Origin of the sequence: Amycolatopsis pretoriensis (assembly GCF_900107925.1) — a bacterium.
In the GTDB taxonomy this organism is placed as follows: Bacteria; Actinomycetota; Actinomycetes; order Mycobacteriales; family Pseudonocardiaceae; genus Amycolatopsis; species Amycolatopsis pretoriensis.
The window spans coordinates 1-14,601 of sequence record NZ_FNUJ01000006.1; the positions used below are offsets into that span (position 1 = coordinate 1).

15 protein-coding genes are annotated in these 14,601 nt (G+C 72.9%); 11 read left to right on the plus strand and 4 right to left on the minus strand.

All coding sequences use genetic code 11. The features are described 5' to 3' along the window. Positions 1–217 precede the first annotated feature (217 nt). From BLV96_RS25900 to BLV96_RS25925, 6 genes are all read left to right on the plus strand, one after another. Positions 218–1,123: an ABC transporter ATP-binding protein gene (locus BLV96_RS25900; RefSeq protein WP_086675357.1), complete on the plus strand. Its 906-nt coding sequence runs from the start codon at positions 218–220 to the stop codon at positions 1,121–1,123. A gap of 11 nt (positions 1,124–1,134) precedes the next feature. Further along, a complete protein-coding gene (locus BLV96_RS25905; protein ID WP_086675356.1) occupies positions 1,135–1,878 on the plus strand; it encodes an ABC transporter permease in 744 nt (247 codons plus the stop codon). After that, the gene (locus BLV96_RS25910; RefSeq protein WP_086675355.1) at positions 1,869–3,359 is read left to right on the plus strand and encodes an ArnT family glycosyltransferase; all 1,491 of its coding nucleotides are present in this window, start codon (positions 1,869–1,871) and stop codon (positions 3,357–3,359) included. The genes BLV96_RS25905 and BLV96_RS25910 overlap by 10 nt, the downstream gene beginning before the upstream one ends. A gap of 86 nt (positions 3,360–3,445) precedes the next feature. Continuing rightward, positions 3,446–4,954 carry an ArnT family glycosyltransferase gene (locus BLV96_RS25915; protein WP_086675354.1) on the plus strand — a complete coding sequence of 503 codons (1,509 nt, stop codon included), beginning with the start codon at positions 3,446–3,448 and terminating at the stop codon, positions 4,952–4,954. After that, positions 4,951–6,222 carry a sensor histidine kinase gene (locus BLV96_RS25920; RefSeq protein WP_244180477.1) on the plus strand — a complete coding sequence of 424 codons (1,272 nt, stop codon included), beginning with the start codon at positions 4,951–4,953 and terminating at the stop codon, positions 6,220–6,222. Before BLV96_RS25915 ends, BLV96_RS25920 begins: the two co-directional genes overlap by 4 nt. Beyond that, positions 6,219–6,842 carry a response regulator gene (locus BLV96_RS25925; protein WP_086675353.1) on the plus strand — a complete coding sequence of 208 codons (624 nt, stop codon included), beginning with the start codon at positions 6,219–6,221 and terminating at the stop codon, positions 6,840–6,842. Before BLV96_RS25920 ends, BLV96_RS25925 begins: the two co-directional genes overlap by 4 nt. Here the strand turns inward: BLV96_RS25925 and coaE are convergent. Continuing rightward, a complete protein-coding gene (gene coaE, locus BLV96_RS25930) occupies positions 6,839–8,023 on the minus strand; it encodes a dephospho-CoA kinase (RefSeq protein WP_086675358.1) in 1,185 nt (394 codons plus the stop codon). The two genes, BLV96_RS25925 and coaE, sit on opposite strands and share 4 nt — an antisense overlap. A 110-nt stretch (positions 8,024–8,133) precedes the next feature. Here coaE and BLV96_RS25935 point away from each other — a divergent pair, with 110 nt between their 5' ends. Both BLV96_RS25935 and BLV96_RS25940 read left to right on the plus strand, forming a co-directional pair. Further along, positions 8,134–8,376 (plus strand): hypothetical protein, encoded by a 243-nt coding sequence (locus BLV96_RS25935; protein ID WP_143051023.1) that lies wholly within the window; start codon positions 8,134–8,136, stop codon positions 8,374–8,376. Positions 8,377–8,513: 137 nt separating this feature from the next. Further along, positions 8,514–8,762, plus strand: coding sequence for a hypothetical protein (locus tag BLV96_RS25940; protein WP_086675351.1), 249 nt, complete (start codon positions 8,514–8,516; stop codon positions 8,760–8,762). Between the two features lie 348 nt (positions 8,763–9,110). Here BLV96_RS25940 and BLV96_RS25945 read toward each other — a convergent pair whose 3' ends face one another. Together BLV96_RS25945 and BLV96_RS25950 are read right to left on the minus strand one after the other, a co-directional pair. Beyond that, the gene (locus tag BLV96_RS25945) at positions 9,111–9,557 is read right to left on the minus strand and encodes an OsmC family protein (RefSeq protein WP_091389530.1); all 447 of its coding nucleotides are present in this window, start codon (positions 9,555–9,557) and stop codon (positions 9,111–9,113) included. A gap of 4 nt (positions 9,558–9,561) precedes the next feature. Next, complete coding sequence (locus BLV96_RS25950) at positions 9,562–10,182, minus strand: HD domain-containing protein (protein ID WP_086677810.1); 621 nt, start codon at positions 10,180–10,182, stop codon at positions 9,562–9,564. 181 nt (positions 10,183–10,363) lie between these two features. Between BLV96_RS25950 and BLV96_RS25955 the strand changes: the two genes are divergently transcribed. Beyond that, on the plus strand, positions 10,364–10,978 hold the full coding sequence (locus tag BLV96_RS25955; RefSeq protein WP_086677812.1) for a TetR/AcrR family transcriptional regulator: 615 nt from the start codon (positions 10,364–10,366) through the stop codon (positions 10,976–10,978). Between the two features lie 71 nt (positions 10,979–11,049). On the opposite strand, the gene rpsA is transcribed toward BLV96_RS25955, so the two are convergent. Continuing rightward, the gene (gene rpsA / locus BLV96_RS25960) at positions 11,050–12,549 is read right to left on the minus strand and encodes a 30S ribosomal protein S1 (RefSeq protein WP_086677809.1); all 1,500 of its coding nucleotides are present in this window, start codon (positions 12,547–12,549) and stop codon (positions 11,050–11,052) included. Between the two features lie 289 nt (positions 12,550–12,838). On the opposite strand from rpsA, the gene BLV96_RS25965 reads away from it, so the two are divergent. Then, entirely contained in the window at positions 12,839–13,690 is an 852-nt protein-coding gene (locus BLV96_RS25965; protein ID WP_086677808.1) for a class I SAM-dependent methyltransferase, read from the plus strand. Then, complete coding sequence (locus tag BLV96_RS25970; protein WP_086677807.1) at positions 13,687–14,601, plus strand: GNAT family N-acetyltransferase; 915 nt, start codon at positions 13,687–13,689, stop codon at positions 14,599–14,601. The genes BLV96_RS25965 and BLV96_RS25970 overlap by 4 nt, the downstream gene beginning before the upstream one ends.

Here is a 14,601-nt window from a genome sequence, read left to right on the forward strand (position 1 = left end):
AGACAGCTCCACTTCACATCCGGAGGCCTTCACCTGTCTGCACGACAGGCCGTCACCGGTCATCTCAACTCAGGACAACGTCCCCGGACATCACACCTAGGGGACGCCCATCCCCCGATCGGTGGATGCCGGTTCGAACCGTCCTGACGATCCGCCGGGGGACCCCCGCGCGGGATTCTCGATCTGTCGGAAACGGATCGAGAAGGGGGACGGCGGCATGCCGGTCATCGAGGTCGAACACCTCCACAAGCGGTACGGGGACAAAGTCGCGGTCGACGACGTCTCGTTCGCCGTCGAGCGCGGCGAGATCTTCGGCATCCTGGGCCCGAACGGCGCGGGCAAGACCACGACCGTCGAGTGCCTCGAGGGCCTCCGCACGCCCGACGGCGGCGAGCTTTCGGTGCTGGGCCTCGACCCCCGCCGCGACCGGGCCGAGCTGCGCCAGCGCGTCGGCGTCCAGCTCCAGGAGGGCCGGCTGCAGGACAAGCTGCGCGTCGGCGAGCTGCTCGACCTCTACGCCGCCTTCTACCGGACGCCGGCCGATCCCGGCGAGCTGCTGGCCACGCTCGGCCTGACCGAGCACCGGAACACCGCGTACAAGAAGCTCTCCGGCGGCCGGCAGCAACGGCTGTCCATCGCGCTCGCGCTGGTCGGGAGCCCCGAACTCGCCTTGCTCGACGAGCTCACCACCGGCCTCGACCCGCAGGCCCGTCGCGACACGTGGGACCTCATCGAGGCCGTGCGCGCCCAGGGCGTGACGATCCTGCTGGTCACGCACTTCATGGAGGAGGCCGAACGGCTCTGCGACCGGATCGCGGTGATCGACGCCGGGCGGGTCGTCGCCGTGGACTCGCCCGCCGGGCTGGTCGCCCGGGTCACCGACGAGCAGGTCGTGCGGTTCCGGCCGTCGGCACCGCTGGACCCCGGCGTGTTCGAGGCCCTGCCCGAGGTCCGCTCGGTCGAGCGGCAGGGCGAGCGCCTCGTCGTCCGTGGCGGCGGGAACGTGCTCCACGCGGTGACGTCGCTGCTCGCACGGCTCGGCGTGATCGCCGGCGACCTGCGCGTCGAGCAGGCCGGCCTCGACGACGCCTTCGTCGCGCTCACCGGCCACCGGCCGGAGTGAAGGGGGAAACGATGACCGTCCTGACCAAGCTGACCGCCGCCGAGGCCAAGGTGTTCCTGCGCGACCCGGGCGCCCCGGCCGTCGTCGTCGGCATCCCGCTCGCCCTGCTCCTGGTGTTCGGGCTGATGCCCGGCGCGAACGAGCCCGACCCGAAGTACGGCGGGCACAGCGCGCTGGCCACGGTGATCGCGCCGATGGCCGTAACGATCCTGCTGGCCATGCTCGCCCTGACGCTGTTCCCGAACGCGATGGCCACCTACCGCGAAAAGGGCCTGCTGAAACGGCTTTCGGCGAGCCCGGTGCCGCCGAGCCGGCTGCTGGCCGCGCAACTGCTCGTCAACCTGGCGGCCGCCGTCGTCGTGGTGCTGCTCATCGCCGGGGTCGGCGGGCTCGTGCTCGGCATCCCGTTGCCGGGCAACCCGGGCGGTTTCCTGCTCTCGATCGTCCTCGGGGCGCTCGCGCTCTTCTCGGTCGGCCTGCTGATCGCGGCGCTGGCCCCGACCGGCCGCGCCGCGAGCGGCATCGGCAGCGCGGTGTTCTTCCCGATGCTGGCGCTGGGCGGGGTCTGGGTGCCGAAGGAGCAGCTGCCGGTCTTCCTGCAGCACGTCGCCGACGTCCTGCCGCTCGGGTCGACGCTCAACGCGTTGCGCGCCACCTGGGCCGGCGACTCCCCCGAGCTGCTGCAGCTCGGCGCGATGGCGGTCTTCGCCGTCGGCTGCACGGCGATCGCGGTGCGGGTGTTCCGATGGGAGTGACGACCGCGCCGGCCGTCGCCCGGCCGCTCGCGGTGAAGCCGGTGGCGGTCGTGACGGCGCTGCTGGCGATCCCGTTGCTGCTGACGGCGAACCGCTACGGCTACTTCGGCGACGAGCTGTACTTCCTCGCCGCCGGCCGGCACCTCGCCTGGGGATATGTCGACCAGCCGCCGTTGCTCCCCTTGCTGGCCCAGGCGATGGACGCGCTCGGGCACTCGCCGTTCGTGCTGCGGATCCCGGCCGTGCTGGCCGTGCTCGGCGGGGTCGCGCTCACCGCGCTGATCGCCCGCGAGCTCGGCGGCGGCGCGAAGGCGCAGACGATCGCGGCCGCCACTTTCGCCGTCTCCACGGAGTTCCTGGCGGGCGGGCACTACCTGGCGACGTCCACAGTGGACCCGTTCCTCTGGACGCTGGTGCTGTGGCTGCTGGTCCGCTGGCTGCGCACCCGCGCCGACGGCCTCCTCGTCTGGGCCGGCGTGGTGACGGCGGTCGCGCTGTACACGAAATTCCTCATCGGCGGTTTCTGGCTCGCCGCCGGGGTCGCGCTCCTCGCCTGCGGGCCGCGGGAACTGCTGCGGCGTCCCGCGTTGTGGCTCGGCGCCGGGATCGCCGCGGTGGCGCTGGTGCCGACACTGCTCTGGCAGGCCACGCACGGCTGGCCGCAGCTGGGCATGGGCGCGGCGATCTCGGCGGAGGTCGGCGGCACCTGGGGCGGCCGGCTGACGTTCCTGCCGACGGCGGTGCTCGTCGCCGGGCTCCCGGTCGGCGCGGTCCTGCTGGGCTACGGCCTGTGGCGGCTCCTGCGCAGCCGCGAACTCCGCTTCCTCGGCTGGACGACCGTGCTGCTGACCGTCGTGTTCCTCGCGGTGAACGGGCGGTTCTACTACGTCGCCGGGATGTACCCGGTGTGCTGGGCGATGGCCGCCGTCGCGCTCGAACGCCGGGAACCGGCGCGCTGGTGGCGGTGGGTCGCGACCTGGCCGTGCTACGCCCTGGCCGTGGTCCTCGTCCTGCCCATCGCCCTCCCGGTCTGGCCGCGGGCGTGGCTGACCGAACACCCGTCGCTGCCGGCGCCGTTGTTCGCCTACGCCGAAATCGGCTGGCCGGAGGGTGCCCGCTCGGTGGCCGGCGCGTTCGCGCGGCTGCCGGACCGGGACCGGACCGCGGTGGTGACCGGCACGTACTGGGAAGCGAGCGCGCTCGACCGCTACGGGCGCGACCTCGGCCTCCCCGAGCCGGCCAGCGGGAACCGCGGCTACGCGACCCTGGTCGTCCCCCCGGAAAGCACGACCGACGTGCTGTTCGTCGGCGAAGACCCGCGGCCGCTGCTCGGGCACTTCGCCGACCTGCGGCCGATCGGGAAGGTGGACACCGGCGCGGCGAAGCCGAGTGCCTTCGACGGCGTGCCGCTGTGGCTGGCGACCGGCCGCGGCGAACCGTGGGCGCGGCTGTGGCCGAAGCTGGTGAACACGCACACGTGAGCCCGGCGTCACCATCGGCACGGTGTCCGGCGGGGCCCCCACGTAGGGTGCGGGAAGGACCGGCGCCGACCACGGACAGGAGCACGATGGACGCCGTAGCCACGGCACCCGACCAGGCGAAAGCCGCGCTCGCCCCCTTCGCCCGGCTGCCGGTCGCCCTGCTCGCGCTGGGCACGGCCACCGCGTTGCTGCTGACAGCCGGCCGCTACGGCTACTTCGGCGACGAGCTGTACTTCCTCGCCGCCGGGAAGCACCTGGCGTGGGGCTACGCCGACCAGCCGCCGCTCGTTCCGTTCCTCGCGTGGGCGATGGACTCCCTGGCGCCCGGCTCGCTGGTCGTCTTCCGGCTCCCGGCGATCGCGGCGACCGCGGCCGGGGTTGTCGTCACCGCGCTGATCGCCCGCGAGCTGGGCGGGCGGCGCAAGGCGCAGGCCCGGGCCGCGGCGGCGTACGCGATCTGCGGGCAGTTCGTCGGCACCGGCCACTACCTGGCGACGTCGACGATCGACCCGCTGCTGTGGACGCTCGTGCTGTGGCTCGTGGTGCGCTGGGTCCGGACCCGCGACGACACCCTGCTGGTGTGGCTCGGCGTCGTGACGGCGGTGGCGCTCAACGACAAGCTGCTCATCGGCGCGTTCTGGGTGGTGGCCGGGCTCGCGGTGCTCGCGTTCGGCCCGCGGGAGCTGCTGCGCCGGCCGAAACTCTGGCTGGGCGCGCTGATCGCCGCCGGCTCGCTGGTGCCGACGCTGCTGTGGCAGCGCGCGAACGGCTGGCCGCAGCTCGGGATGGGCGACGCGGTCGGCGCGGAGGTCGACGCGGCGGGCGGGCGCGGGAGTTTCGTCCCGCAGCTGCTGGCCGGGGCCGGCTGGGTGATCGGCGCGCTCGGTGTCGTCTACGGCATCGCTGTGCTGCTCGGGAGCAAGCGGCTGCGGCCGTACCGGTTCCTGGGCTGGACGGCGCTGGGCGTGGTCGCGGTCTTCCTGGTCGCCAACGGGAGGTACTACTACGCGGCCGGGATGTTCGGCGTGCTGTGGGCCGCGGCGGCCGTGCACTTCGAGGCGCTCGAGCCGTCGCGCTGGTGGCGGTGGGTGCCGACCTGGCCGGTGTTCGTGCTGTCGGCCCTCTTCAGCCTCCCATTCACGTTGCCGCTCTGGCCCGCGCACTGGCTGGTCGACCACCCGGCCGCGCCGCGGCCCGCCTACGCGGCCGAAGAGATCGGCTGGCCGGACCTCGCCGACGACGTCGCCAAGCTGTACCGGACCTCGCCACCGGGCACGGCCGTCGTGACCGGCGGCTACTGGCAGGCCGGCGCGCTCGGCCGGTACGGGCCCGAGCGCGGCCTGCCCGAGGCGTACAGCCCGAGCCGCGGCTTCTGGTACTTCGGCCGTCCGGCCGACAACGCCGACACCGTGCTCTTCGTCGGCTACGACCCGTCGAAGCTCGCGAAGTACTTCGGGAACGCCCACATCGTCGGTCAGGTCGGCAACCGGCTCGGCGTCCGCAACGCGAGCGAACACATGCCCGTCTGGCAGCTCACCGGCCGGACCGCGGGCTGGGCCGAAATCTGGCCGCGGCTCAAGGACATGAGAGCGTGAGCCTCGAGGTCGACTGGAGCCGGCCGATGTGGCCCCCGGAGTCGGCGCGGACCCCGGACGGCTGGCAGCCGTGGCTGTTCCGGGTCGAACGGGTGCTGCCCGGCGCGCTGCTGGCCGTCGCGACGGTGGTCACCCTCGGCGTCGGCGGGCACGACGCCCGCTGGTGGGCCATCACCGGCGCCTTGGTCGCCGCCGCCGCGCTCTGGGTGCTCGGCACGGTGGTCCTCGCGCCGCCCCGGCTGCGCGAACAGCCGGCCTTCGCCCTGCTCACCTTCCTCGGCGTCATCGGGCTGGGCAGCGCGCTCGAGGTCCGGGACATCACGTTCCTCATCTTCATGATCTTCGCGTTCCTGGCCGCCATGCGGCTGCGGCCCACGTGGCTCGCCTTCGCCGCGCTGGCCGTGACCTCGCTGCTGATCAACACCCTCGGCAACGGCGGGCCCGTGCACGCCCTGCGGGAGCGGCCGGCCATCTGGATCACGATCATCGTCGTGCAGACCGCGGCCATCGGGGGCGGCGGCCTGCTCTCGACCGCCATCGCCCGGCAGAACGAAGAACGCCGTCGCATGCTCGACGACCTCGCGGCCGCGCACGCGGAAAACGAAGGCCTGCAACGGCAGCTGCTCAGCCAGGCTCGCGAAGCGGGGATCCTCGACGAGCGGCAGCGGCTGGCCCTGGAGATCCACGACACCCTGGCGCAGGGCTTCACCGGCATCATCACGCAGCTCGAAGCCGCCGCGCTGGCCCAGGACGAGCCGGCGGAGTGGCAGCGGCACCTGGAGTCCGCGACCGCGCTCGCGCGGGAAAACCTCACCGCGGCACGGCGTTCGGTGCACGCGCTGCACCCCGAGCACCTCGACTCCGCGACGCTGCCCGAGGCGCTCGCCGGCGTCGCGGCGCGCTGGAGCGCGCGGACCGGCGTGCCCGCCGCGGTCACCACCACCGGTGTCGCGCGGCCGCTGCACCCCGAGATCGAGTCGACCGTCCTGCGCGTCACGCAGGAAGCTTTGTCCAATGTGGACAAGCACGCCGCGGCGGACCGGGTCGGCCTCACGCTGTCCTACATGGACGCCGAAGTGACCCTGGACGTCCGCGACGACGGCGCCGGGTTCGTCCCCGGACCCGGGCCCGGCTTCGGGCTGCCCGGGATGCGGCGGCGCGTCCAGCGGCTCGCCGGTACGCTGCACGTCGAGTCCGAACCCGGCGGCGGCACCGCGATCTCGGCCGTCCTGCCCGCCGTCCCCGCCCCGCCGGAGGCTTCCGCATGACGATCACCGTGCTCATCGCCGACGACCACCCGGTCGTGCGCGACGGCCTGCGCGGCATCTTCACCGGCCGCGGCTTCGAGGTCGTCGGGGAGGCCGCGAACGGCGCCGAAGCCGTCGCCATGGCCGAGCGGCTGCGCCCCGACGTCGTGCTGATGGACCTGCGGATGCCGGGCACCGACGGCGTCGCGGCGATCACCGAGCTGGCCCGGCTGGGCAACCCGGCGCGGGTCCTGGTGCTGACGACCTACGACACGGACTCCGACGTCCTGCCGGCGGTCGAGGCCGGCGCGACCGGCTACCTGCTCAAGGACGCCCCGCGCGAGGACCTGTTCCGCGCGGTCGAGGCCGCCGCCCGCGGCGAGGCGGTGCTCTCGCCCGCCGTCGCGAGCCGGCTGCTGGGCCGGATGCGCGAGCCGGTGCGCGAACCGCTGTCCCAGCGCGAACTCGAGGTGCTCACGCTGGTGGCCCGCGGGTCGACGAACAAGGAAGCCGCGAAGAAGCTGTTCATCAGCGAGGCGACGGTCAAGACGCACCTGATCCACGTCTACGCGAAGCTCGGCGTCAACGACCGCGCGGCCGCGGTGGCGGTCGCCTTCGAACGCGGGCTGCTCGGCTCCTAGGGCGTCCAGCCGGTGGCCGCGGCCCACTTCTCGGCGCGGGCGAACACGCCGTTGACGAACTCCTGCTTCTCGTCGGCGTAGGCGGCGACGTTGCCGTCCTCGGCGTGCGCGTCGGCCAGCCGCAGCTTGACGTCGCGGTAGTCGTCGCGCTCGCCGGGGTTCGCGCGCACGTAGTCGCGGAAGAGCAGGGCGAGCCGCCACGCGGGCGTCTCCTCGGACCGGACGTGCAGGTTCACCGCGCGCTTCGGGTCCGCGCCGACGTGCAGGCGCTTCGGCCAGGTCCCGGTGCCGTCCAGGGCGTCGTCGTACCAGTCGTCGGCCAGGCGCGGGAACCCCGCGTCGGACAGCAGGTCCGCCAGCGTGTCGGCGTCGTCCAAAGTGGACACCGTGAGCTGCAGGTCGAGGACGTCCTTGGCGGGCAGGCCGGGCACGGCGGTCGAGCCGATGTGGTCGGCGCGGCGCGCGAGCTCCCCCGCCGCCGCGCGGACCCGGGCGAGCACGCGCTCGGCCTGCGCGGGCCAGGTGAGGTCGTACTCGGCGATCTTCGGGGAGACCGGCGGGCGGGGCTTGCGCAGCCGGACGTTCGCCTCGAAGGGCACCAGCCGGTCGGCCCACAGCGCGTCGACGTCGAGGAGCACGGCGTCTTCGGGACCGCCGTTGTCGAGCCAGACATCGGCGACGGCGCGGCGCTGCTCGTCGCTCGCCTGGGCCCGGATCCGCGCCCGCGCGTCGTCCTCGGCCATGCCGCGCGCCGACACGAGCCGCCGGACGCGCACCTCGACCGGCGCGTCCACGACCACGACCAGGTGGTACGCCGTCGCGAGGCCGTTTTCGACCAGCAGCGGGATGTCGTGGACGATGACGGCGTCCGGCGCGGCGGCGGCCATCAGCTCGCCGGTGCGGGCGCCGACCAGCGGGTGCACGATCGCGTTCAGGCGGCGGCGCGACTCGTCGTCGGCGAACGCCTTGGCGGCGAGGGCGGGCCGGTCGAGCGAGCCGTCCGCGGCGAGGATCTCCTCGCCGAACTCCTCGGCGAGCCGCGCGAGCCCTTCGGTGCCGGGCGCGACCACCTCGCGGGCGATCCGATCGGAGTCGATCAGCACGGCGCCGTGTTCGGCGAGCCGGTTCGCCACGGTCGACTTGCCTGCCCCGATTCCACCCGTCAACCCCACACGCAACATGCCGATCACCCTAGTCAGGCTGGTGTCCGTGCGCCCATTCGTGTGACCGGGCCCAAGCACCCGTAACGCGGGTAATCGATTACCGATGACGATGTCGTGGAGGGGGAGCCATGAGGATGACGAAGATCGGCAGGCCGGCGGCGGTCGTGCTGTGCGCGGGCGCGCTCGCGGTGGCGGTGCCCGACGTGGTGACGGCCTCGCCCGCGCCGCCGGCCCTTTGCGTGGCCGGGGTGTACCGGGTGCAGGCGTGGTTCCGGCACACGCCGTCCGCTTCCGTAAGGCGGTACACGGTGGAGCGGACGTGGATCCCGTTCGGCACGGTGACCTGCGGCGGCGCGTCCGGACCAGCGTGAGGCACACGAACGGGTGAGCCGCAAGGCGAACGTGACGCGTGACTCAACCGATATCCGGACACGCCGCGTTGCTTACCCACGTCCACCGGTCCGGTTGCGTACCGTGCGCGCGACAGGGTCGCCCACACGGAGGAACGATGGCGGACAGCAAGCACGTCGGGAGGCACCGGCTCGGCACGCCGGGGCTGGTCCACTGCGTTCTTCACCGCACCGTGGCCGAGGCGCTGGCGGACTACCGCCGGACGTGGCTGAGCGCCCTGCTGGTCCCGGCGAAGCACAGCTTCGCGGGGTTGCGCCGCAAGGCCCGCGCGGCGGCTTTGGAACGTATCTGGGTGCCGGCCGTCGTCACCCGGGCCCCGGTCGCGGTCGCCGCTCGCGCCGCCTGACGGACGGGGCTGTCGGCCGGCCGGTCCGGACCGCGAACGTTTGCGCCGCGGTTCGGCGACCGGCTTGCCGCCGCCAGGGACCTCCGGCCGCTTACCGCCGGGCGGCCGGGTTGCGGCCGCCAGGGACCGCCGGGCCGTTTACAGCCGCACGGCCGGCTTGCCGCCGCCAGGGACCGCCGGGTCGCTTACAGCCGGGCGGCCGGGTTGCAGCCACCGCGGATCGCCGGGCCGCTCACAGCCGCGCGGCCGGCTTGCTGCCCACCGCGAACCGTCCGGCGCGGCGTCACCGGCGCCAAGCCAACCGGCACCCCGCCGCGCCGACCCCGCCGACCCCGCCGTCCCCCGCGCTTACCCCGCCACCTCGCGGGTCTCGATCGCGATCTCCGACGACAGCGTCCGGTGCACCGGGCACTTGTCCGCGATCACCATCAGCTTCGCGCGCTGGTCGTCGTCCAAGTCCCCCTCCAGCGAGATCTCGCGCGTGATCCTGCTCAGCATGCCGCGCTCGGTCTCGCACTTCGCGCAGTCCTCCGCGTGGATGCGGTCGTGGCGGAGGCGGATCGTCACGCGGGTCAGCGGGATGCCCTTGCGGTTCGCGTACATCCGCAGCGTGATCGCCGTGCACGAACCCAGCGACGCCAGCAGCAGCTCGTACGGGTTCGGCCCGGCGTCCGCGCCCCCGACGGCGACCGGCTCGTCGACCAGCAGCTCGTGGGTCGCCGTCGTCACCTGCTGCGTGTAGGTGCCGTCGCCGCTCGCGGTGACGACCACCGTGCCGGGTTCGGGGTGCTCCATGCGGTCAGTCCTCCCAGGGTGAGTCCAAGATCGTGGTCACGAAGTCCGTGCGCTCGAAGCCTGGCACGAACCGGGCCAGGACGTCGGCTTTGACGTTCCCGAACGTCGTGTCGGGCCGGTCACGGATGCCTTCGGTGAACGCCGCGAGGATCCGCCGCTTGAAGTCCGGCCGCGGGTGCGCGGCCACGACCGCCGCCCGGTCCTCTTCGGACAGGTCGCCGTAGCCGATGCCCAGGACGTCGTACTCGACTCCGGCCGTCACCAGGGCGACCTCGGGTTCCATGTGCGAGGGGATGCCCGGGGTGGTGTGCAGCGCGACGGCCGTCCAGGCGATCCGGGCGCGGTCGGCGTCGACGTCGTGGTCGAGCAGGAAGCGCCGGGCCTCGTCCGCGCCGTCGAGCTCGAAGCGCCGGTCGGTGCGGTGGCCTTCGACGAGCCCGAGGTCGTGGAACAGCGCCGCGACGTAGAGCAGCTCGGCGTCGAAGGCGATGCCCCGGCGCCGGCCCTGTAGGGCGCCGAAGAGGTAGACGCGGGACGAGTGGTCGTACAGGAGCGGGCCGGCGGTGTCGCGGACGTACTCGGCGGCTTCGCGGGCCAGTGCGCTGTCGGGGACTTCGATGGTCATGACGTCGACCCTGCCCGCAGGTTCACGACTCGGACATGCGTCCGCCGGACGGAATCACCGCAGATTCGGACATCCGCCTCATTCCCAAGACGCCCGGAATATCGTATCTTCTGCTGCGGGTGGGTCACCCGGACGTCGTTGTGCGCGAAGGGGGTGCGCCGTGGCCACCAGGCACCTGTCGATGCGCCCCGCCGAACAGGGCAACCGTGAACGCTTCCTGGACGCGGCGCTCTCGGTGCTGTTCGACCGCGGCGTCTCGGGGCTGTCGGTGCGCGGCGTGGCCGAAGCGGCCGGCGCGTCGACGCTCTCGGTGTACGCCCGCTTCGGCGGCCGCGCGGGCCTGCTCGACGCGTTGTACGAGCGGACGTTCGACTCGCTGCGGGAACTCTTGGAGGGGCTGCCGCCGTCGAGCCCGGACGGCGTCGCGGACCTGCTGTACCTGGCGCTCGAGTACCGGCTGTTCGCCCGCGAAAGCCCGGTCCGCTACGCGTTGATGTTCGAACGCCCGGTGCCGGGGTTCGACCCGGACCCCGCGCTGCGGTCGGCGGTGCTGCGGACGACGTTCACGTTGTTCATCGGCCGCGTCGAGCGCGTGTGCCCGCCGGGAGCGGACCCCCGCGCGGCGGCGTACCAGCTGTGGACGGCGATGCACGGCCTGGTCGGGGCGGAGCTGATGCTGGCGTCGCGGACGCCGCTGCCGGACTGGTTCATCCCGCCGACCGCCGAGGCGAACGAAGAGATGTACTGCCGCGGCGTCACCGCGATGATGACCGGCCTCGGCCTGCGCAACCGCTGATCCCGGAACACGAAAGAACCCCCGGTCCGAAGTGGACCGGGGGTTCGTTCGTCAGCTCAGAGCGCTAGTGCTCACGCACCGCCGGAGAGCTTCTCGCGGAGCGCCGCGAGCTGCTCGTCGGAGGCGAGGGTGCCGCCGCTGCTCTTCGTGTCGGTCGAGGTCGAGCCCGAGGTGTAGCTCTCCGAGCCACCCTCGACGCCGGTCGCCGCGTCGGCCGCGGCCTCCGCGTCGGCCTCGACGGCCTTCACGACCTGCTTCATGTGGGCCTCGTAACGAGTGTGCGCCTCGGCGTACTGGCGCTCCCACTCCTCACGCTGCTTGTCGAAGCCTTCCTGCCACTCCTGGGTGTCCGGGTCGAAGCCTTCGGGGTAGATGTAGTTGCCCTCGGCGTCGTACTCGGCGGCCATGCCGTACTGGGTCGGGTCGAACTCGGTGTCCGGCGTGACACCCTCGTTCGCCTGCTTCAGCGACAGCGAGATGCGACGGCGCTCGAGGTCGATGTCGATGACCTTGACCATGACGTCGCCGTTGACCTGGACGACCTGCTCCGGGATCTCCACGTGGCGCTCGGCCAGCTCGGAGATGTGGACCAGGCCCTCGATGCCCTCTTCGACGCGCACGAACGCACCGAACGGAACCAGCTTGGTGACCTTGCCCGGCACGATCTGGCCGATCGCGTGGGTGCGGGCGAACTGGCGCCACGGGTCTTCCTGGGTCGCCTTCAGCGACAGCGAGACGCGCTCGCGGTCCATGTCGACGTCCAGGACCTCGACCGTGACCTCCTGGCCGACCTCGACGACCTCGGACGGGTGGTCGATGTGCTTCCAGGACAGCTCGGAGACGTGCACCAGGCCGTCGACGCCACCCAGGTCCACGAAGGCACCGAAGTTGACGATGGACGACACGACGCCCTTGCGGACCTGGCCCTTGGCGAGCGCGTTGAGGAACTCGCTGCGCACCTCGGACTGGGTCTGCTCCAGGTAGGCACGGCGGGACAGGACCACGTTGTTGCGGTTCTTGTCCAGCTCGATGATCTTCGCCTCGAGCTCGCGGCCGACGTACGGCTGCAGGTCGCGGACGCGGCGCATCTCGACCAGGGACGCGGGGAGGAAGCCGCGCAGGCCGATGTCCAGGATGAGGCCGCCCTTGACGACCTCGATGACGGTGCCCTTGACGGGCTCGTCCTTCTCCTTGAGCTCCTCGATCGTGCCCCAGGCGCGCTCGTACTGCGCGCGCTTCTTGGACAGGATCAGACGGCCTTCCTTGTCCTCCTTCTGGAGAACGAGGGCTTCGACCTCATCGCCGACGGTGACAACCTCAGCCGGGTCGACATCGTGCTTGATGGAGAGCTCACGCGAGGGGATGACACCCTCGGTCTTGTAGCCGATGTCGAGCAGGACCTCGTCGCGGTCGACCTTGACGATCGTGCCTTCGACGATGTCGCCATCGTTGAAGTACTTGATCGTCTTGTCGATCGCCGCGAGGAAGTCTTCCTCCGACCCGATGTCGTTGATGGCGACCTGCTGGGGCCCGGAGGGGGCGGTCGGGGCGGTGGCGGTGTCGGTGGTCATTAGGCGGGTTGCTCCGGTGGATGGGATCGAGGGTTGGCAGTTGTCGGCGCGATGGGCACTACGAGATGCGACGACCCTGCTAGCAAACGTCCACCAGTGAACGACCGCGGCATGACCCGCATAACGGTGCGCGACCCGAGCCCGACCAAGAAGCTGAGCGGAAGGCAGCGCGAACCCACTGCGCTAACACTTATCGTACGCGGCGGCCGCTAGGGGGCACAATCAGGGTCCCCCTCGATCGCTAAGGTCCTCGCGGAAGCAAACACGCAGCGGACCGGAGACCACCATCATGCCACCGGAGGAGCCGCCCGCGCCGGGGCGCCACGACGCGGCCGAGCACCGGCTGGGCACCTCGGCCGTCGCCTACCGCGAGGTCGGGGGCGCCGAAGCCGCCGCCGCGAACCTCGCCTGGTGGGACGCCGACGCCGACGACTACCAGGCCGAGCACGGCGGGTTCCTCGGCGACGCCGACTTCGTCTGGTGCCCGGAGGGCGTGCGGGAGGCGGACGCGCGGCTGCTCGGCGACGTCCGCGGGAAGCGCGTGCTGGAGGTCGGCTGCGGGCAGGCCGCCTGCGCGCGCTGGCTGACCACGGCAGGCGCGCTGGCCGTCGCGACCGACCTGTCCGCCGGCATGCTGCGCCACGCCCGCGACGGCAACGCCCGCACCGGGGTCGACGTCCCGCTGGTGCAGGCCAACGCCGAGTACCTACCGCTGGCGTCGGGCAGCTTCGACGCGGCCTGCTCGGCGTTCGGCGCGATCCCGTTCGTGGCTTCGGTGGACGCCGTCTTCGCCGAGGTGCACCGGGTGCTGCGGCCCGGCGCGCCCTGGGTGTTCTCGGTGACTCACCCGATGCGGTGGATCTTCCCGGACGACCCGGGCCCGCAGGGGCTGACCGTCACCCAGCCGTACTTCGACCGCACGCCGTACGTCGAGGTCGACGACGAAGGCACCGCGACCTACGTCGAGTACCACCACACCCTCGGCGACTACGTGCGCGCGCTGGCCGCGGCCGGGTTCACCCTGACCGACCTGGTCGAGCCGGAGTGGCCCGAGGGGCACACGCGGGTGTGGGGCCAGTGGAGCCCGCTGCGCGGCCGGCTCTTCCCGGGCACCGCGATCTTCCGCACGCACCGCTCGTGAACCCCCTCGAAGCCCAGCAGAACGCGCGGTTCGCCGCGCTCGACCCGCTCCTGCCGCCGATCGCGGCCCCGCCCGCGGCGAGCGAGCCGCTGGTCGTCGTGACCGCCGGCGGGCTCCGCGCGGGCGGGCTGCTGACGCACGTCGTGCACGCGCCGGGGTCGTGGCCCGCGCTGTGGGGACCCCTGGAGATCTCGGACCTGACCGCGGTGCCGGGCGACAGCGGCGCGGCGGGGCTGGCGGCGCTCCTCGGCGCCTGGCGCGACCGGCGGCGCGGGACGCGCCCGGAGCCGGATTCGGGCTGCAGCCTCGCCTGGCCGAGCCGGGACGCGGAGGCGTCCGCGGTCCTGCTGGCCCACGACTTCGCGCCGATGACGCACCTGGCGGTGCGCAAGCCGGAGCCGCCGGTGGAGGCCGGACCCGCGCGGGTGACCGTCCGCCGCGCGGGCGAGGGCGACGTCGAGGCGCTGACCGACCTGCGCCTGGCGGAATGGCGCTACACGACGCTGGTCGGCACCGCCCGGGAGCGGCCGGGCGCGCGGGCGCTGCTGCGCGCGGAGGTCGTCCGCGCGCTGCGGTTCAGCGGGCTGGTCTGGCTCGCCGAGGACGACGGCGTGCCGGTCGGCGTGGCCGTGTGCGCGCTGACCTCGCCCGCGCCGGGCGACGGCATCCACGGCCGGCTGCGGCCGGGCCGCTGGGGGTACGTCGACACGCTGTCGGTCGCGCCCGAGGCCCGCGGCGGCGGCGTCGGCCGGGCGCTGATGGCGGCGGCCCACGGCGACCTGCTCCGGCGGGACGTGCGCGGTACGTTCCTCTTCTACCACCCGGCGAACCCGCTCTCGCCGGTGTTCTGGCACCGGCAGGGCTATCGTCCACTGTGGACGATGTGGATCCGGCGACCCGCCTGGTCCTGA

Excerpts from the sequence above, each read along its gene's own strand:
- BLV96_RS25905 (WP_086675356.1), top strand. The coding sequence starts at position 1,135 with ATGACCGTCCTGACCAAGCTGACCGCCGCCGAGGCCAAGGTGTTCCTG.
- BLV96_RS25900 (WP_086675357.1), top strand. The coding sequence starts at position 218 with ATGCCGGTCATCGAGGTCGAACACCTCCACAAGCGGTACGGGGACAAA.
- BLV96_RS25935 (WP_143051023.1), top strand. The coding sequence starts at position 8,134 with ATGAGGATGACGAAGATCGGCAGGCCGGCGGCGGTCGTGCTGTGCGCG.
- coaE (WP_086675358.1), bottom strand. The coding sequence starts at position 8,023 with ATGTTGCGTGTGGGGTTGACGGGTGGAATCGGGGCAGGCAAGTCGACC.
- BLV96_RS25945 (WP_091389530.1), bottom strand. The coding sequence starts at position 9,557 with ATGGAGCACCCCGAACCCGGCACGGTGGTCGTCACCGCGAGCGGCGAC.
- BLV96_RS25955 (WP_086677812.1), top strand. The coding sequence starts at position 10,364 with ATGCGCCCCGCCGAACAGGGCAACCGTGAACGCTTCCTGGACGCGGCG.
- rpsA (WP_086677809.1), bottom strand. The coding sequence starts at position 12,549 with ATGACCACCGACACCGCCACCGCCCCGACCGCCCCCTCCGGGCCCCAG.
- BLV96_RS25915 (WP_086675354.1), top strand. The coding sequence starts at position 3,446 with ATGGACGCCGTAGCCACGGCACCCGACCAGGCGAAAGCCGCGCTCGCC.
- BLV96_RS25940 (WP_086675351.1), top strand. The coding sequence starts at position 8,514 with ATGGCGGACAGCAAGCACGTCGGGAGGCACCGGCTCGGCACGCCGGGG.
- BLV96_RS25965 (WP_086677808.1), top strand. The coding sequence starts at position 12,839 with ATGCCACCGGAGGAGCCGCCCGCGCCGGGGCGCCACGACGCGGCCGAG.
- BLV96_RS25910 (WP_086675355.1), top strand. The coding sequence starts at position 1,869 with ATGGGAGTGACGACCGCGCCGGCCGTCGCCCGGCCGCTCGCGGTGAAG.
- BLV96_RS25925 (WP_086675353.1), top strand. The coding sequence starts at position 6,219 with ATGACGATCACCGTGCTCATCGCCGACGACCACCCGGTCGTGCGCGAC.
- BLV96_RS25950 (WP_086677810.1), bottom strand. The coding sequence starts at position 10,182 with ATGACCATCGAAGTCCCCGACAGCGCACTGGCCCGCGAAGCCGCCGAG.